12 protein-coding genes are annotated in these 15,046 nt (G+C 58.9%); 4 read left to right on the forward strand and 8 right to left on the reverse strand.

What is annotated here, in order from left to right; genetic code table 11:
* The first annotated feature begins 14 nt into the window (after positions 1–14).
* The 4 genes from ACT531_RS04605 (at position 15) to phbB (ending at position 5,013) form a co-directional block, all read left to right on the forward strand.
* Entirely contained in the window at positions 15–1,715 is a 1,701-nt protein-coding gene (locus ACT531_RS04605; RefSeq protein WP_476016646.1) for a PHA/PHB synthase family protein, read from the forward strand.
* Positions 1,716–1,785: 70 nt separating this feature from the next.
* Complete coding sequence (locus ACT531_RS04610; protein ID WP_060985858.1) at positions 1,786–2,964, forward strand: acetyl-CoA C-acetyltransferase; 1,179 nt, start codon at positions 1,786–1,788, stop codon at positions 2,962–2,964.
* 272 nt (positions 2,965–3,236) lie between these two features.
* The gene (locus ACT531_RS04615; RefSeq protein ID WP_343735922.1) at positions 3,237–4,019 is read left to right on the forward strand and encodes an EAL domain-containing protein; all 783 of its coding nucleotides are present in this window, start codon (positions 3,237–3,239) and stop codon (positions 4,017–4,019) included.
* 256 nt (positions 4,020–4,275) lie between these two features.
* Positions 4,276–5,013: an acetoacetyl-CoA reductase gene (phbB, locus tag ACT531_RS04620; RefSeq protein ID WP_056062618.1), complete on the forward strand. Its 738-nt coding sequence runs from the start codon at positions 4,276–4,278 to the stop codon at positions 5,011–5,013.
* A gap of 491 nt (positions 5,014–5,504) precedes the next feature.
* On the opposite strand, the gene ACT531_RS04625 is transcribed toward phbB, so the two are convergent.
* From ACT531_RS04625 to dapD, 8 genes are all read right to left on the reverse strand, one after another.
* A complete protein-coding gene (locus ACT531_RS04625) occupies positions 5,505–7,544 on the reverse strand; it encodes an ABC-F family ATP-binding cassette domain-containing protein (protein ID WP_476016647.1) in 2,040 nt (679 codons plus the stop codon).
* A gap of 163 nt (positions 7,545–7,707) precedes the next feature.
* A complete protein-coding gene (locus tag ACT531_RS04630; protein WP_476016648.1) occupies positions 7,708–9,102 on the reverse strand; it encodes a DUF2142 domain-containing protein in 1,395 nt (464 codons plus the stop codon).
* 227 nt (positions 9,103–9,329) lie between these two features.
* Complete coding sequence (locus ACT531_RS04635) at positions 9,330–9,680, reverse strand: DMT family transporter (protein WP_476016649.1); 351 nt, start codon at positions 9,678–9,680, stop codon at positions 9,330–9,332.
* 1 nt (position 9,681) lies between these two features.
* On the reverse strand, positions 9,682–10,671 hold the full coding sequence (locus ACT531_RS04640; RefSeq protein ID WP_476016650.1) for a glycosyltransferase family 2 protein: 990 nt from the start codon (positions 10,669–10,671) through the stop codon (positions 9,682–9,684).
* Positions 10,672–10,679: 8 nt separating this feature from the next.
* Complete coding sequence (gene prmB / locus ACT531_RS04645) at positions 10,680–11,612, reverse strand: 50S ribosomal protein L3 N(5)-glutamine methyltransferase (protein ID WP_476016651.1); 933 nt, start codon at positions 11,610–11,612, stop codon at positions 10,680–10,682.
* Positions 11,609–12,802 carry a succinyl-diaminopimelate desuccinylase gene (gene dapE, locus ACT531_RS04650; protein ID WP_476016652.1) on the reverse strand — a complete coding sequence of 398 codons (1,194 nt, stop codon included), beginning with the start codon at positions 12,800–12,802 and terminating at the stop codon, positions 11,609–11,611. Before dapE ends, prmB begins: the two co-directional genes overlap by 4 nt.
* A gap of 164 nt (positions 12,803–12,966) precedes the next feature.
* Positions 12,967–14,130 carry a PilT/PilU family type 4a pilus ATPase gene (locus ACT531_RS04655; RefSeq protein ID WP_060987304.1) on the reverse strand — a complete coding sequence of 388 codons (1,164 nt, stop codon included), beginning with the start codon at positions 14,128–14,130 and terminating at the stop codon, positions 12,967–12,969.
* Between the two features lie 68 nt (positions 14,131–14,198).
* A complete protein-coding gene (gene dapD, locus ACT531_RS04660; protein WP_060987303.1) occupies positions 14,199–15,032 on the reverse strand; it encodes a 2,3,4,5-tetrahydropyridine-2,6-dicarboxylate N-succinyltransferase in 834 nt (277 codons plus the stop codon).
* Positions 15,033–15,046 lie beyond the last annotated feature (14 nt).

Genomic DNA, 15,046 nt, shown 5'->3' on the forward strand with positions numbered 1-15,046 from the left:
ATCGAGGAATGAGCATGACTTCTGAATCACCCTGGGCCGAGAGCGCCCAGCAGTTCCAGCAGATTTTCGGGCAAAGCTGGTCGCAGGCGCTGCAATCGTTTCAGAAACTGGACCTCGGGGCGCAGGTACCTGCCGCAGCGCCCCTGAAGCTGTCGCAGACCAAACTGCAGGCGTTGCAGCAGCAGTACCTCAAGGAAGCGCAGGAGCTGTGGGCGCAGGGCCTGCAGGGCACCCCGGAAGTCAAGGACAAGCGTTTTGCCGGCGAAGGCTGGGCCAGCAACCCCGTGGCGGCGTTTTCTGCCGCCGCCTACTTGCTCAACGCCCGCACGCTGATGGGCCTGGCAGAGGCGGTCGAGGCTGACGAGAAGACCAAGGCCCGCATCCGCTTTGGCGTGGAGCAGTGGATGGCCGCCATGGCGCCCAGCAATTTCCTCGCCTTCAATGCTGAAGCGCAGAAGAAAGCCATCGAGACCAAGGGCGAGAGCATTGCCAAGGGCATGCAGAACCTGCTGCACGACATCACGCAGGGCCATGTGTCGATGACCGACGAAAGCCTGTTCGAGGTGGGCCGCAATGTGGCCACCACCGAAGGCATGGTGGTGTACGAGAACGAACTGTTTCAGCTGCTCGAATACAAGCCCCTCACGGCCAAGGTGTACGAGCGGCCGTTTTTGCTGGTGCCGCCCTGCATCAACAAGTTCTACATCCTCGACCTGCAGCCCGAAAACTCGCTGATCCGCTACGCCGTCGAACAGGGCCACCGTACCTTTGTGGTGAGCTGGCGCAACCCCGACGACAGCCTGGCCCATAAGACCTGGGACGACTACGTGGAAGACGGCGCCATGGCCGCCATTGACGTGGTGCAGAACATCACCGGCGCCGAGCAGATCAACGCGCTGGGTTTTTGCGTGGGGGGCACCATCCTCAGCAACGCGCTGGCTGTGTTGGCGGCGCGTGGCGACGAGCCCGTGGCCAGTGCCACCTTTCTTACCACGCTGATCGACTTCAGCGACACCGGCATCCTCGATGTGTTCATCGACGAGGCCTTCGTCAAGTTCCGCGAGATGCAGATGGGCCATGGCGGGTTGATGAAGGGACAGGACCTGGCGTCCACCTTCAGCTTCTTGCGCCCCAACGATCTGGTCTGGAACTACGTGGTGGGCAACTACCTCAAGGGCGAAACGCCGCCGCCGTTTGACCTGCTGTACTGGAACAGCGACAGCACCAACCTGCCCGGCCCGTTCTACGCCTGGTACCTGCGCAATTTTTACCTGGAGAACAACCTAGTCAAACCAGGCAAGCTCACGGTGTGCGGCGAAAAGCTGGACCTGGGCAATCTCGATTTGCCGGTCTACATCTATGGCTCGCGCGAAGACCACATCGTTCCCGCCACGGCCGCTTACGCATCCACCCAGGTGCTGCCAGGCAAGAAGCGTTTTGTGATGGGCGCGTCAGGCCACATTGCTGGCGTGATCAATCCACCCGCCAAGGGCAAGCGCAGCCACTGGATTCGCGCCGACGGCAAGTTTCCCGGCACGCTCGACCAATGGCTGGACGGCGCTACCGAGCACCCCGGCAGCTGGTGGACCGACTGGTCAGGCTGGCTCAAGAGCCATGCGGGCAAACAGATTGCAGCGCCCAAGGCCTATGGCAAAGGCACCAAATTCAAGGCCATCGAGCCCGCGCCCGGCCGCTACGTCAAGCAGAAAGCCTGATACGCAAAAGTCCTGACTTTTGTCGCTGCGAGAATCACTGAACCACCACTCACCACTACAAGGACATTCCATGGAAGACATCGTCATCGTTTCGGCCACTCGCACCGCTGTGGGCAAGTTTGGTGGCTCGCTGGCCAAGACGCCCGCGGCCGACCTCGGCGCCATCGTGATCCGCGAAGCCATCGCCCGCGCAGGCCTCTCGTCCGACCAGATTGGCGAAGTCATCATGGGCCAGGTGCTGGCAGCGGGCGTGGGCCAGAACCCAGCGCGCCAGGCTTCGATGAAAGCAGGCGTGGCCAAGGAAACCCCCGCACTCACCATCAATGCGGTGTGCGGCTCCGGCCTCAAGGCCGTGATGCTCGCCGCCCAGGCCGTGGCCTGGGGTGACAGCGAGATCGTCGTGGCCGGTGGCCAGGAAAGCATGAGCCTGGCGCCGCACGTGCTGCCCAACTCGCGCGACGGTCAGCGCATGGGCGACTGGAAGCTGGTGGACACCATGATCGTGGACGGCCTGTGGGACGTGTACAACCAGTACCATATGGGCATCACGGCAGAAAACGTGGCCAAGCAGTACGGCATCACCCGCGACATGCAAGACGCACTGGCTTTGGCCAGCCAGCAAAAGGCCGCTGCAGCGCAGGATGCCGGCAAGTTCGTCGATGAAATCGTCGGTGTGAGCCTGGCGCAAAAGAAGGGCGACCCGATCCTCTTCAACACCGACGAATACCTCAACCGCAAGACCAATGCCGAAGCCCTGGCCGGCCTGCGCCCCGCTTTCGACAAGGCGGGCAGCGTGACGGCGGGCAATGCCTCGGGCCTGAACGATGGCGCCGCCGCCGTGGTGGTGATGAGCGCCAAGAAGGCTGCGGCCCTGGGCCTCAAGCCTCTGGCCCGCATCGCCGCGTTTGGGACGAGCGGCTTGGACCCCGCCACCATGGGCATGGGCCCCGTGCCGGCCTCGCGCAAGGCCTTGCAGCGCGCAGGCTGGAATGCGGCCGATGTGGACCTGTTCGAGCTGAACGAGGCCTTCGCCGCCCAGGCCTGCGCGGTGAACAAGGAATTGGCAATCGACCCTGCCAAGGTCAATGTGAACGGTGGAGCTATCGCCATCGGCCACCCCATTGGCGCGTCGGGTTGCCGCATTCTGGTCACGCTGCTGCACGAAATGCAGCGCCGTGACGCCAAGAAGGGCTTGGCCGCGCTGTGCATCGGCGGCGGCATGGGCGTGTCGCTGGCGGTGGAGCGTTAAGCGTCAGCCTCAGCTTGGGATAGTTGAGTAGTTCCAACGATGCGTTGATCGAAGGTGCTGCCTATCCCCACCCCAAAATGGCCGCATGTCCATGCGGCCTTTTTTGTTGGTTGCCCTGAATTCCTAAGGAGAGAAAGCGCTGTATCGCGTTTGGGAGTGCTGTCCCTGACTCACAACCCTCTAATGCAGGCCGGCGCGCAACTCCGGAAGGCTGTATCTGATTGGGTACCAGAAAGCCGCAAGTTTGTAATGATGCGCTACCATCTTTTCCCATGACAGTGACCATTTTTGCCCAACCCTTCGAACCCATGGGCTGCCAATCCTGTCGTGACAAGACGCAGCTTCCGTTCGACTTCACGATGGCGTTCCAGCCCATCATGGATCTGGAGTTGGATCGTCCGTTCGCCTACGAAGCGCTGGTACGCGGTGTGGATGGCGAGTCGGCCGGGACGGTGCTGTCGTGGGTGGATGACACCAACCGCTACCGGTTTGACCAAGCCTGCCGCGTCAAAGCAATTGAACTCGCGTCGCGCCTTGGGCTGGCGAGCTTGCCAGACTGCCGACTGAGCATCAATTTTCTGCCCAATGCGGTGTACCGACCCGAGACCTGCATCCGCGCCACCATGGAAGCGGCTGAGGAGTTCGACTTTCCGCACAGCCGCATCATGTTCGAGGTGACTGAGGGCGAGCAAGTCACCAGCGGCGCCCACCTCAAGTCCATCTTCAATGAATACCGGCGCCAGGGTCTCATCACGGCCATCGACGACTTTGGTGCGGGCTATGCGGGGCTGAACATGCTGGTTCAATTCCAGCCCCATGTGCTCAAGATCGACATGGAACTGATTCGCAACATCGACCAGGACCCGGTGCGTCAGGCGATTGTGTGCGGCATCGTGTTGGTATGCCAACGCTTGTCCATCGACATAGTGGCCGAGGGCATTGAGACCCCAGCAGAGTCGGCCTACCTGAGATCGCTGGGCGTCCGCTACCAGCAAGGCTATCTGTTCGCCAAACCAGGGTGGGAATCCTTGCCGCTGGCGCCACGGCACGCATAGTCGCCTACTCACTAGCGGCTCCCTCCGGGGGGCGTCTTTCTTCTGCACAACATTCAATAGACGCTTTGTGACTGCCTGGTTTTGGTGCATCTGAAGGCACCATTCCTGTGACCCATCGTTAAGCTTGTCTTGCGTCAATGGTGTGACGCATGCGGATATGTCAAAAAGGAAAGGGCTTCAGTGTTTTCCTTCACGGCAGCGCCCAATTTCTTCGGTAGAGTGGGTCCTGAGCCAATCACTAACAAGGAGAAATCACATGAGCCAGAAAGTCGCGTATGTCACCGGTGGCATGGGAGGCATCGGTACCGCCATTTGCCAGCGCCTGCACAAGGAAGGTTTCAAGGTCATCGCTGGTTGCGGCCCGACACGGGACCACGCCAAGTGGCTGGCCGAGCAAAAGGCCCTGGGCTACACGTTTTATGCGTCGGTCGGTAACGTGGGTGATTGGGATTCCACGGTGGAAGCTTTCGGCAAGACAAAGGCAGAGCACGGCACCATCGACGTGCTGGTCAACAACGCCGGCATCACGCGCGACCGCATGTTCCTCAAGATGTCGCGCGAAGACTGGGACGCAGTGATCGAAACCAACCTCAACAGCATGTTCAACGTCACCAAGCAAGTGGTGTCTGACATGGTGGAAAAGGGCTGGGGCCGCATCATCAACATCAGCTCGGTCAACGGCGAAAAAGGCCAGGCAGGTCAAACCAACTATTCCGCAGCCAAGGCGGGCATGCATGGGTTCTCGATGGCCCTGGCGCAAGAGCTGGCCACCAAGGGCGTTACCGTCAACACGGTCAGCCCCGGCTACATCGGCACAGACATGGTCAAGGCGATCCGCCCGGATGTGCTGGAGAAGATCGTTGCTACCGTCCCGGTCAAGCGCCTGGGCGAACCGAGCGAGATTGCCTCGATCATCGCCTGGCTGGCCTCGGAAGAGGGCGGGTACGCCACGGGTGCAGACTTCTCTGTCAATGGCGGCCTGCACATGGGCTGAGAGTGGCACATCGCTGTTGAGCCAACAAAAAACCCCGCGAAAGCGGGGTTTTTTTGTTGGGCTTTGCAAGGACGCAGATCGATGGGTCTGACCTTGCTAGGGCCGTCTGAAAAAATGCGGGGTCTATGTAGGCACCTGCATTTTCCTGTTCTGGTACGGTTTATGCTTGTTATGTGCTGCGCGGCGGCATCGTTATGCACAACAGAGGCTGGGCTGCCGTGCCTTCAGAAGCGGGCGGGAGCGCGCTTGCGGTCGCGTTCGTCTTCGGGCCAAGCGGACAAGATTGCGGTGGTATTCATGGTGGAAAACTCCTGTGATGTACCAACAACGCGGCCCGTCCATGGTTCGTTGACAGCCTTTCGCAAAAAAATGCAACCGCAATAGCCTGTAGATTGGCCCAAAAAATAGCTACATTTTTTATAGCTGTAAATTCATATATGGCTTGGTAAATTCCTGAAAATTCTGGCGAAAATTTACAGGACTTTACATCTTCACCCCACAGAAGCCGCTGAAATTTCTTCGAGCGCAGAAGAAATTTCCAGCCAGCGCTCCTCCAGTTTTTCCGTTTCGTCGTTCCCAGCTTTCAGGCGTCGGCCGCATTCGGCGATCTCTGCGGGAGGCAGGGTTTCCGTCAGTTTTTGCTCCAATGCGGTGCGTTCTGCACTCAAGGCCGCCAGGCGCTTGTCGATCTGCTCCAGCTCTTTCTTGAGCGGGCGGGTCTTTTCGGCCAGTTGTTGACGGGTCTGGGCATCCAGCTTGCGTTGCTCTCGTCCGTCGCGTGCGGGGGGGGAAGAGGGCGCAGGTGGGGGCACAGCCACGGAAGGTGCCAACGTTGGCTGTGCGACGGCTGGGGCTGCAACAGGAGCCTGTGAGGCCTGTTGTTGTGCCTGCTCGGCAAGCCGCGCTTCTTCGCGCAGGCGCTTGGATTCTTCGAGCAGGTACCGCTGGTAGTCGTCGAGGTCTCCGTCGAACGGGCCGACCACGCCCCGGCCCACCATCCAGAAGTCCTCGCACACCGAGCGCAGCAGTGCACGGTCGTGGCTGACCAGCATGACGGTGCCGTCGAAGTCGTTGAGCGCCATGGCCAACGCCTCGCGGGTGGCCAAGTCCAGGTGGTTGGTGGGCTCGTCGAGCAGCAGCAGGTTGGGGCGTTGCCAGACAATCATGGCCAGGACCAGGCGCGCCTTTTCACCACCGCTCATGGTGCCCACGGCCTGTTTGACCATATCGCCGGTGAAGTTGAAGCTGCCCAGATAGCTGCGCAGATCCTGCTCACGGCTCGGTTGCTTGGCATCCGGCCCTAGTTCCTTGGCCAGACGGATCATGTGCTCCAACGGGTTTTCACTGGGGCGCAGCACATCGAGCTCTTGCTGCGCAAAGTACCCGATGTTCAGCCCCTTGCCCTCCGTGATGCTGCCCGCGAGCGGCTTCATGGTGCGCGCAATGGTCTTGACCAGCGTGGACTTGCCCTGTCCGTTGGCGCCCAGGATACCGATGCGCTGCCCAGCCAGCACGGATCGGTTGACGCCCGTGAGAATGGTGGTGGGCGTACCTTCTTCGTCCACATAGCCAAACGACGCATCGCTGATGGCAAGCATCGGATTGGGCAGGTTGGCAGGCTCCTTGAACTCGAAAGTGAATTCGGCCTCGGCAAGCACCGGTCCGATTTTCTCCATGCGTTCGAGTTGCTTGACCCGGCTTTGCGCCTGTTTGGCCTTGCTGGCTTTGGCCTTGAAGCGGTCGATGAACTTCTGCAGATGCGCCATCTTTTCCTGCTGTTTGGCAAAGCTGGCCTGCTGCAGCTCCAGTTGCTGGGCGCGCAGTTCTTCAAACTTGCTGTAGTTACCGCCGTAGCGGTTCAATTCGCCCTGCTGGATTTGCAGGGTGACATTGGTGATCGCGTCCAAAAACTCGCGGTCGTGGCTGATCACGATCATGGTGCCCGCATAGCGCTTGAGCCAGGCTTCGAGCCAGACAAGCGCATCCAGATCCAAGTGGTTGGTGGGCTCGTCCAGCAGCAGCAAATCGCTGGGGCACATCAGCGCACGCGCCAATTGCAGGCGCATGCGCCAGCCGCCCGAAAAGCTGTTGACGGGCTGGTCGAGTTCGCTCACCCGAAAACCCAGCCCAAGGATAAGGGCCTGGGCGCGGGCCACGGCATCGTGGGCGCCGGCGTCGTGCAGGTCGGAATACGCATGGGCAATGGCCATGCCATCGTCGCTGGCTTCAGCCTCGGCCAGCTGGCGCTGCACCTCGGCGAGGCGCGTGTCGCCTTCCAGCACAAAGTCGGTGGCGGATTGATCGGTCTCGGGCATGTTCTGCGCGACCTCGGCCATGCGCCAGCTCGACGGAATGTGAAAGTCTCCACCGTCTTCATGCAGCTTGCCGCTGAGCAGTGCAAACAGGCTGGATTTGCCTGCGCCATTGCGCCCCACAAGCCCGACGTTTTCGCCAGGGTTGATGGTGGTGGACACGCTGTCGAGCACGACTTTCGTGCCGCGGCGCAGGGTAACGTTTTTTAGTTGGATCATGTGATGGGCCCGCGTGACAAAAGCACACGGTGGCTGCTACTTGGGCAGTGTGAACAGACATCCGCAGACCTAGGATGTGGTGGTGGTCGCGGTATCTCTTGCGCGTTGTTCGTCAAAAGGTGTGTGACGGCACGTGAATCCTCAAGAGTCCTAGTCTTTAGCCTTAGAAATACAAGCTGCCTAGTCTGTATTGATTGGCCAGTGTAGTTATTAGTATAAAAAAAGAATAAGTTAGGAAAACAACGAGTGCTATCGCTTCAATGGGTTTGGATATGCGTCCACCTGCTTCTGCTCGACCCAAGGCTGCTGTCATAAAGAGAGTCGGAATCAAAAAATAACGACCCTGTATTCCAGTGATTTTATCGGTTGGATAGTTGCTCCAGCTAACCGCCAGCGCAAAGAAAATCAGAATGGTACTGGTGATGCCGATCAATAGCAAGAGTACACGTTTCTTCCAATCATTGCGCCAAGGTGTTGTAACTATCAAAATCACAGCAGCAATGACTGTGAAAGCAGAAAAAATCCGAACTGCTACCCGTGAAATCGGTGTATCAAGCCAACCCAGTATTCCAAAATAAGAATGGCGATAAAATTTTCGAATTTCAGAATCGCTCACGGTTCTTTGAACAAGTTCAAAAAATTCAATGGGGCGACTGAGATAATTGAACAATACAGTTGATGTTGTGTGCTCACGAACTACGCGACTATCATATGTCGTAGAAACCCCAAAAACGATCCATCCGGCGGTCAAGGCATACATGCCCGCAACTAAAAAAATTCGCTCTTTAGTGGGGCGTGATACGGTCAAAGTCAGTGGAATAAGCAGGGTGGGGAGGAGGTTCGTACGGGCTGTACAAAGGACAATAATCAATCCGTAGAGAAAGGCTTCGTGCCAGGAAAACTTGCCATCCTCTAGGTATTGTCTGGAGGTTGAAATATGAAACCACAGTCCAATCGCCAGTACGGCCATGGCCATGCACAAGCCATCGATCGTCGGTGAGTTGAGCTGAAACAACGCCATAGGCGTCGCAAGTAGCATGAGTGACAGCAAGTTGGGGGTATATAAAGAAAAAGCCCAGCCCAGAAGGATGATGGATGTGGCAACAACCAGCACTCTGATGACCTCATAGCTTGCGCCCATTGTCAAATCCAACTTGCGTGCTACAAAGAGCCCAAGAGCGTGGGGTGCATAAATAATTGGCAGGTAGTATCCTGTTCCGGCCGCATTTGCAAACTGCTCTTGGTGCGCCCATTTTTTTTGACCTAGTTCTGTCAATAGTGCGGGGCTCTTCTCCTTGGGGGCGCCATTGCCGGATATTCCCATCATGGATTCGGCAAACACTACAAAGTTGGAGTCAACCAAGCCCCCTTCACGCCCCTTGCTGGCAGAGCCAGGCCGTAGCAGCCATTGGCCATGCGAAATCATGTCTGCCCGCATGAGGTGGACATTCTCATCTGGTGATTGAATCGGAGGAATAAGCCGGGTGACTACGATCGCAGCCAGTATGGAGAGAATAAAAAAAAGTGCGATCCCTGTGTTTTTTTGAATGTTTTTCATGCTTCTCATTGGTTGATGCTGCAAATTGAATTGCTTGCCCTGGCATTTCAGTGTTATCCACTGGACCATACACAATTTTTCATTGTGAAGGGTCTGCCTTGGTGCCAATGTCCACAATGGCTACTACGGTCGCACCGATTGGCTGGGGGATTGGCTGAGTTTACTGCTGTGCGTGGAGTCCTGCTTTGTCCCATGGCACATGGTTCGTTACTCAGTGCGCGTAAATTTCACGAGGTTGAGAAAATAAAAATCAGGCCTGTTGCAATCAAGGCTGCGCCGAAAAAATAGCCGGTTGAAAATCTTTCTCCAAAGAGAAAATGGCTGGCTAGTGGAACAAAAACAAATGCCAGCGCCATGATGGGATATATTTTTCCAAGCTCTGCATTTCTAAGTATCAGCACCCAGCCAATCGAGGTGATGCCATACAGTGCCATGGTTCCGGTCAAGAGCAGAAAAGGCTGCATGGCAAATATGCTGCCAGCCTGATTTATTGCGAGTGCGCTGTATTTGAATAGTATTTGGCCTGTGGCAATTCCCAAAACACATAGAGTTGCTAATAAGTAGATTCCAATGTTCATATTATTTTTCAATCCTTTCTTGTGGAGCTTTTCTGGCCCGCAGATGTAGTAACTTGTGCATTGGGCGCACGGGCTGGTTCATGACATCATTGGCTATGAAGGCCAGCAGCAGATGCAAACCGGCAAGAACAGGAAGTGCAGCGAGCATTACTGTGCCAGCTGGGGAGGGAACATTCAGCGCAGAAGATTGAATCCAGTGGGTGATTCCAAAAATCATGCCAAAAAGCATCAAAAATATCCCTGCTGGAAGCTGAAGGGATGCCACGGACATGTCGCGAAGATAGTAATTGTAGAAAATGCGCTTGAGAGTATTTCGAAGATGTTTGGCTAGGAACTCCGGCAGAATTTTTGTGATGCGCAGATTGCTTTCTTCATCGCCATACACCGCATCCATGGGAATATCGATGACCGTGGCGCGCAACGTGTTCAATCGAAAAAGCATATCTGTTTCAAAGAAATACCGTTTGCTGATTTTCTCCATGGGCAAATGGCTGGCCACCTTGGCATGGATTGCGGTATATCCGTTTGTGGGGTCAAAAATGCCCCAATATCCTGTGGAGAGTTTGCTCATGAAGGAAAGCGCAGCGTTTCCGACAAGCCGGATGGCTGGCATGTTGTGAATCTCTTCCAAATGGAAAAAGCGGTTCCCTTTGGAGTAATCTGCCTCGCCAGCCAGCAAAGGCGCGACAAATGCTGGCAGCAGGCCCGGGTCCATTTGGCCATCGCCGTCCACTTTCACCAAAATGTCGTGTCCGTCTGCAATCGCGGCTTGGTATCCGGTCATCACAGCACCACCCACCCCTTGGTTTTCGGTGTGATAGACGACATGCACCCGGGGATCGGTGCACTCGGCAGATACGAAGCGTCCTGATTCTTCTGGGCAGCGATCATCTACCACGTAGATGGCATCAACTTCAGGCCCGATACGGGCAATAACATCGAGAATATGCCGGCGGACGCGAAAACAGGGGATGACTACAGCAATAGACATTGATAGGTTCATAGGTTTTTTTGCAATCCCAGTCTGTGGCGTAGCGAGTCTGCGGTGAGCAGCAAAACTTGGTCTTCGCCAGCACTGGTCTCAAGCCAGAAAACGGGAATGTCGGGAAACGCCGCCTCGAAGTTCGCCCGCTCGTTGCCGATCTCCAGAATGATCACGGCGTCTTCGGTCATGCAGGCGGGGGCTGCGGTAAACAGCTGGCGCACAAAGTCCATGCCGTCCTTGCCACCGGCCAGGGCCAGCTCGGGTTCGGCCCGGTACTCGCTCGGCAGCGCGGCCATGCTGTCGGCGTTGACGTAGGGCGGGTTGCACAGGATCAAGTCCCAGGGGCCGGGCAGGGCGGCCAGGCCATCAGAGAGCTGCAGCCGGATGCGGTCCTGCAGGCCGTGTTTGTCCACGTTGATGCGGGCCACGGCCAGGGCATCGGCCGAGATGTCGGCGCCGGTCACTTCCACTTCGGGCCAGGCCATGGCGGCCAGCACAGCCAGGCTGCCGTTGCCGGTGCACAGGTCCAGCACCTGGCGGGTGTTTTCGCTCAGAAATCCGTCTACGCTGCCATCAGCCAGCAGTTCTGCGATGAAACTGCGCGGCACGATGGAGCGTTCGTCAATGTAGAAGGGCACGCCCTGCAGCCAGGCCTCTCGCGTGAGGTAGGCGGCGGGCTTGCGTGTGCGGATGCGTTCTTCAAAAAGTGTAGCTACCAGGGCAAGCTGATCGGGCGCTACGGCCTGATTCTTGATGGAATCTGGCGCGTCTGAGAGATCACTGTCCAGCGGCAGGCCCAGGCGCCACAGCACCAGCCAGGCGGCTTCGTCATGGGCGTTGGTGGTGCCGTGGCCAAAGAACACCCCGGCCGATGCCAGCCATTGGGCGCCAGATTCGACCAGCGCACCGACGGTGTTGCCGGTCAGGGGATGCTGAGTGCTGCTCATGCGGTCACCGCCTGGGCTGCCAGGGCCTGAGCGTGCAGGTTTTCCAGCGTGCGGCGGTAAATGTTCTTGAGCGGCTCGATGTCAGCCACCACCACATGCTCGTCGATCTTGTGGATCGTGGCATTGGGGGGGCCCAGTTCGATCACCTGGGGGCAGATCTGCGCAATGAAACGGCCGTCGCTGGTGCCTCCGGTGGTGGACAGTTCGGTGGTGATACCTGTCTCGGACGCGATGGCCTGCTGCACGGCGCCCACCAGCTCGCCGGGCGTCGTAAGGAAGGGCAGGCCGCCGAGCGTCCAGCGCAGGTCGTATTCCAGGCCATGGCGGTCGAGCACGGCGTGCACTCGCTGCTGCAAGCCCTCTGCCGTCGATTCGGTCGAAAAGCGGAAATTGAAGTCGATCACCACTTCCCCGGGGATCACATTGGTTGCGCCCGTGCCGCCATGCATGTTGCTGATTTGCCAGCTGGTGGGCGGAAAGAACGCATTGCCGTTGTCCCACACGGTGGAGGCCAGTTCTGCCAGCGCGGGCAGGGCCTGGTGGATGGGGTTGCGGGCCAGCTGCGGATAGGCAATGTGGCCTTGGATACCACGCACGCTGAGTTTGCCGCTCAGGGTACCGCGCCGTCCGTTCTTGATCATGTCTCCGGTTTTCTCGACGGAGGTGGGTTCGCCCACGATGCAGTAATCGAGTCTTTCGCCGCGCGCCTTGAGCTGTTCCACCACGACCTTGGTGCCATCGACGGAGGGGCCTTCCTCGTCACTGGTCAGCAGAAATGCCAGCTCGATCAACGGAGCAGGTGTGGCGGCCAGGAACTCTTCCACCGCGACCACGAAGGCGGCAATAGACGTCTTCATGTCGCTGGCACCCCGGCCATAGAGCTTGCCGTCCTTGTGGGTGGGCACGAACGGGTCGCTGCTCCATTGGGCCAATGGACCGGTGGGGACGACATCGGTGTGCCCCGCGAATACTACGGTTTTGATAGCTGCTGAGGCATGATTCACCTGCGCTACCGGCCGCTTTGCCCACAAATTGCTGACGCGGAAGTCGGCGGGGCCACTGTCCAGGCGTTCGCACACAAACCCGAGCGGGGCGAGCCGCTCGGCCAGCAGGTTCAGGCAACCGGCGTCCTCCGGTGTGATGGAAGGCAGTGAGATGAGCTGTTCAGCCAGGTGCAGGGTTCGGGACATGGGATGAGAATCAGGAAATGGAGACACGCAGCTGCGCTGCGATCATGGAGACGGGGAGCGACACGGCGCAGCCCGGGCAAGGGCCGCCATGCGAGAGACGCTCGGCACCGAGCACGGCGTCCCCTTGAGGAAGGGTTCCGCAGGCCGCTTCGTGCGGCATCACATCATGCCGCCGGCTTGACGTCCAGCACGATCTCGGTGAACGACGGCGTATCGTCGGGGGCATCGCGTGCTTCTTTCTGGGCCTTGGCGGCATTGGCGGCCAGGGAAAAGTCGTTTTGCAGGCGCCACATCAGGTTGGTGGGCGAGTCAGCATAGGCCATGCCTTCCTTGCGGTCGATCTGCGCGTCCATGATCAGGCGGGCCAGCGCTTCTTCGAAGGTCTGCGATCCTTCGGCCATGGATTTCTCCATGGCTTCGCGCACGCCCGAGAAGTCGCCTTTTTCGATGAGATCGGACACCAGCTTGGTGTTGAGCATGACCTCGACCGCAGGCACCCGGCCGCCGTCGGTCTTGCGCACCAGGCGTTGCGACACCACGGCCTTGAGGGCCGATGCCAGGTCGCCCAGCATGGTGGGGCGTACCTCGACCGGGTAGAAACTCAGAATACGGTTGAGCGCGTGGTAGCTATTGTTGCCGTGCAGCGTGGCCAGGCACAGGTGGCCCGACTGCGCATAGGCAATGGCGGCCGACATGGTTTCGCGGTCGCGGATTTCGCCGATCAGGATCACGTCGGGCGCCTGGCGCAGCGCGTTCTTCAGGGCGGTCTGCAGGGACTGGGTGTCGCTGCCGATTTCGCGCTGGTTGACGATGGACTTCTTGTTCTTGAACTGGTACTCGACCGGGTCCTCGATGGTGAGGATGTGGCCTGTCAGCGCCTCGTTGCGGGTGTCGATCATCGACGCCAGCGAGGTGCTCTTGCCCGAGCCCGTGGCGCCCACCATCAGGATGAGGCCGCGCTTTTCCATGATGAGCTCGCGCATCACCGGCGGCAGGCCAAGAGTGTCGAACTCCGGGATCTGCTGCGAGATGAAGCGGATCACCACCGCGTAGCTGCCACGCTGGCGCATGGCGCTGACCCGGAAGCGCCCTACGCCGCTGAGCGGCACGCCCATGTTGAGTTCGCCGGTTTCCTCCAGCTCTTCGATGCGGTCCGGGGGGACCACTTCAGACAGCAGGTTGCGCGGCGCGTCGGGCGGCAGGATCTGGTTGTTGATGGGCACGCACTCGCCGTTGATCTTGATCAGCGCGGGGGCGTTGGCCGACAGATAGACGTCGGAGGCCTTTTTCTCTGCCATCAGGCGAAGAATTCGTTCCATCGTGCTCATGGTGTTTCCCTCTTGTTGTCAGTCTCTGTCGGCAAGGCGGCCCATCAGGCCGCGCTCATGCAGCGCAATCAGTCGCGCAGCAGGTCGTTGATGCTGGTCTTGGAGCGGGTTTGCGCGTCCACCTGCTTGACGATGATGGCAGCGTACATGCTGTAAGGTGCGCCGTTGGCGGCGGTCTTGGGCAGGTTGCCGCTCACCACCACCGAGCCCGAGGGCACGCGGCCGTAGCTGATTTCGCCGGTGGCACGGTTGAAGATCGGGGTACTCTGGCCCAGGTACACGCCCATGCCCAGCACGGAATTCTCTTCCACCACCACACCTTCGACGACCTCGGAACGGGCACCGATGAAGCAGTTGTCTTCAATGATGGTGGGGCCAGCCTGCAGAGGCTCCAGCACGCCGCCAATGCCCACGCCGCCGGACAGATGCACGCCCGCGCCGATCTGTGCGCACGAGCCCACCGTGGCCCAGGTGTCGACCATGGTGCCTTCGCCCACGTAGGCGCCGATGTTCACGTACGAGGGCATCAGGATCGCACCCTTGGCGATGAAGCTGCCACGGCGGGCCACAGCAGGTGGCACCACGCGCACGCCGGTGGCCTTCATTTCTTCTTCGGACAGGTGGGCAAACTTGGTCTGCACCTTGTCGTAAAAGCCCAGGTCGCCGGCCTTGACGACTTCGTTGTCCTTCAGGCGGAAGGACAGCAGCACGGCCTTCTTGATCCACTGGTGCACGGTCCACTGGCCCACGCCTTCGCGGGTGGCCACACGCAGCTTGCCGTTGTTCAGCTCGGCAATCACGTGCTCGACAGCGTCCTGGATCTCCTTGGGGGCGGCGGCTGGCGAGAGACTGGCGCGGTTTTCCCAGGCGTTGTCGATGAGGGTTTGAAGTTGTTGGGTCATGTTGTTGTCGATCA

This window comes from Acidovorax sp. DMC1 (genome assembly GCF_056314325.1).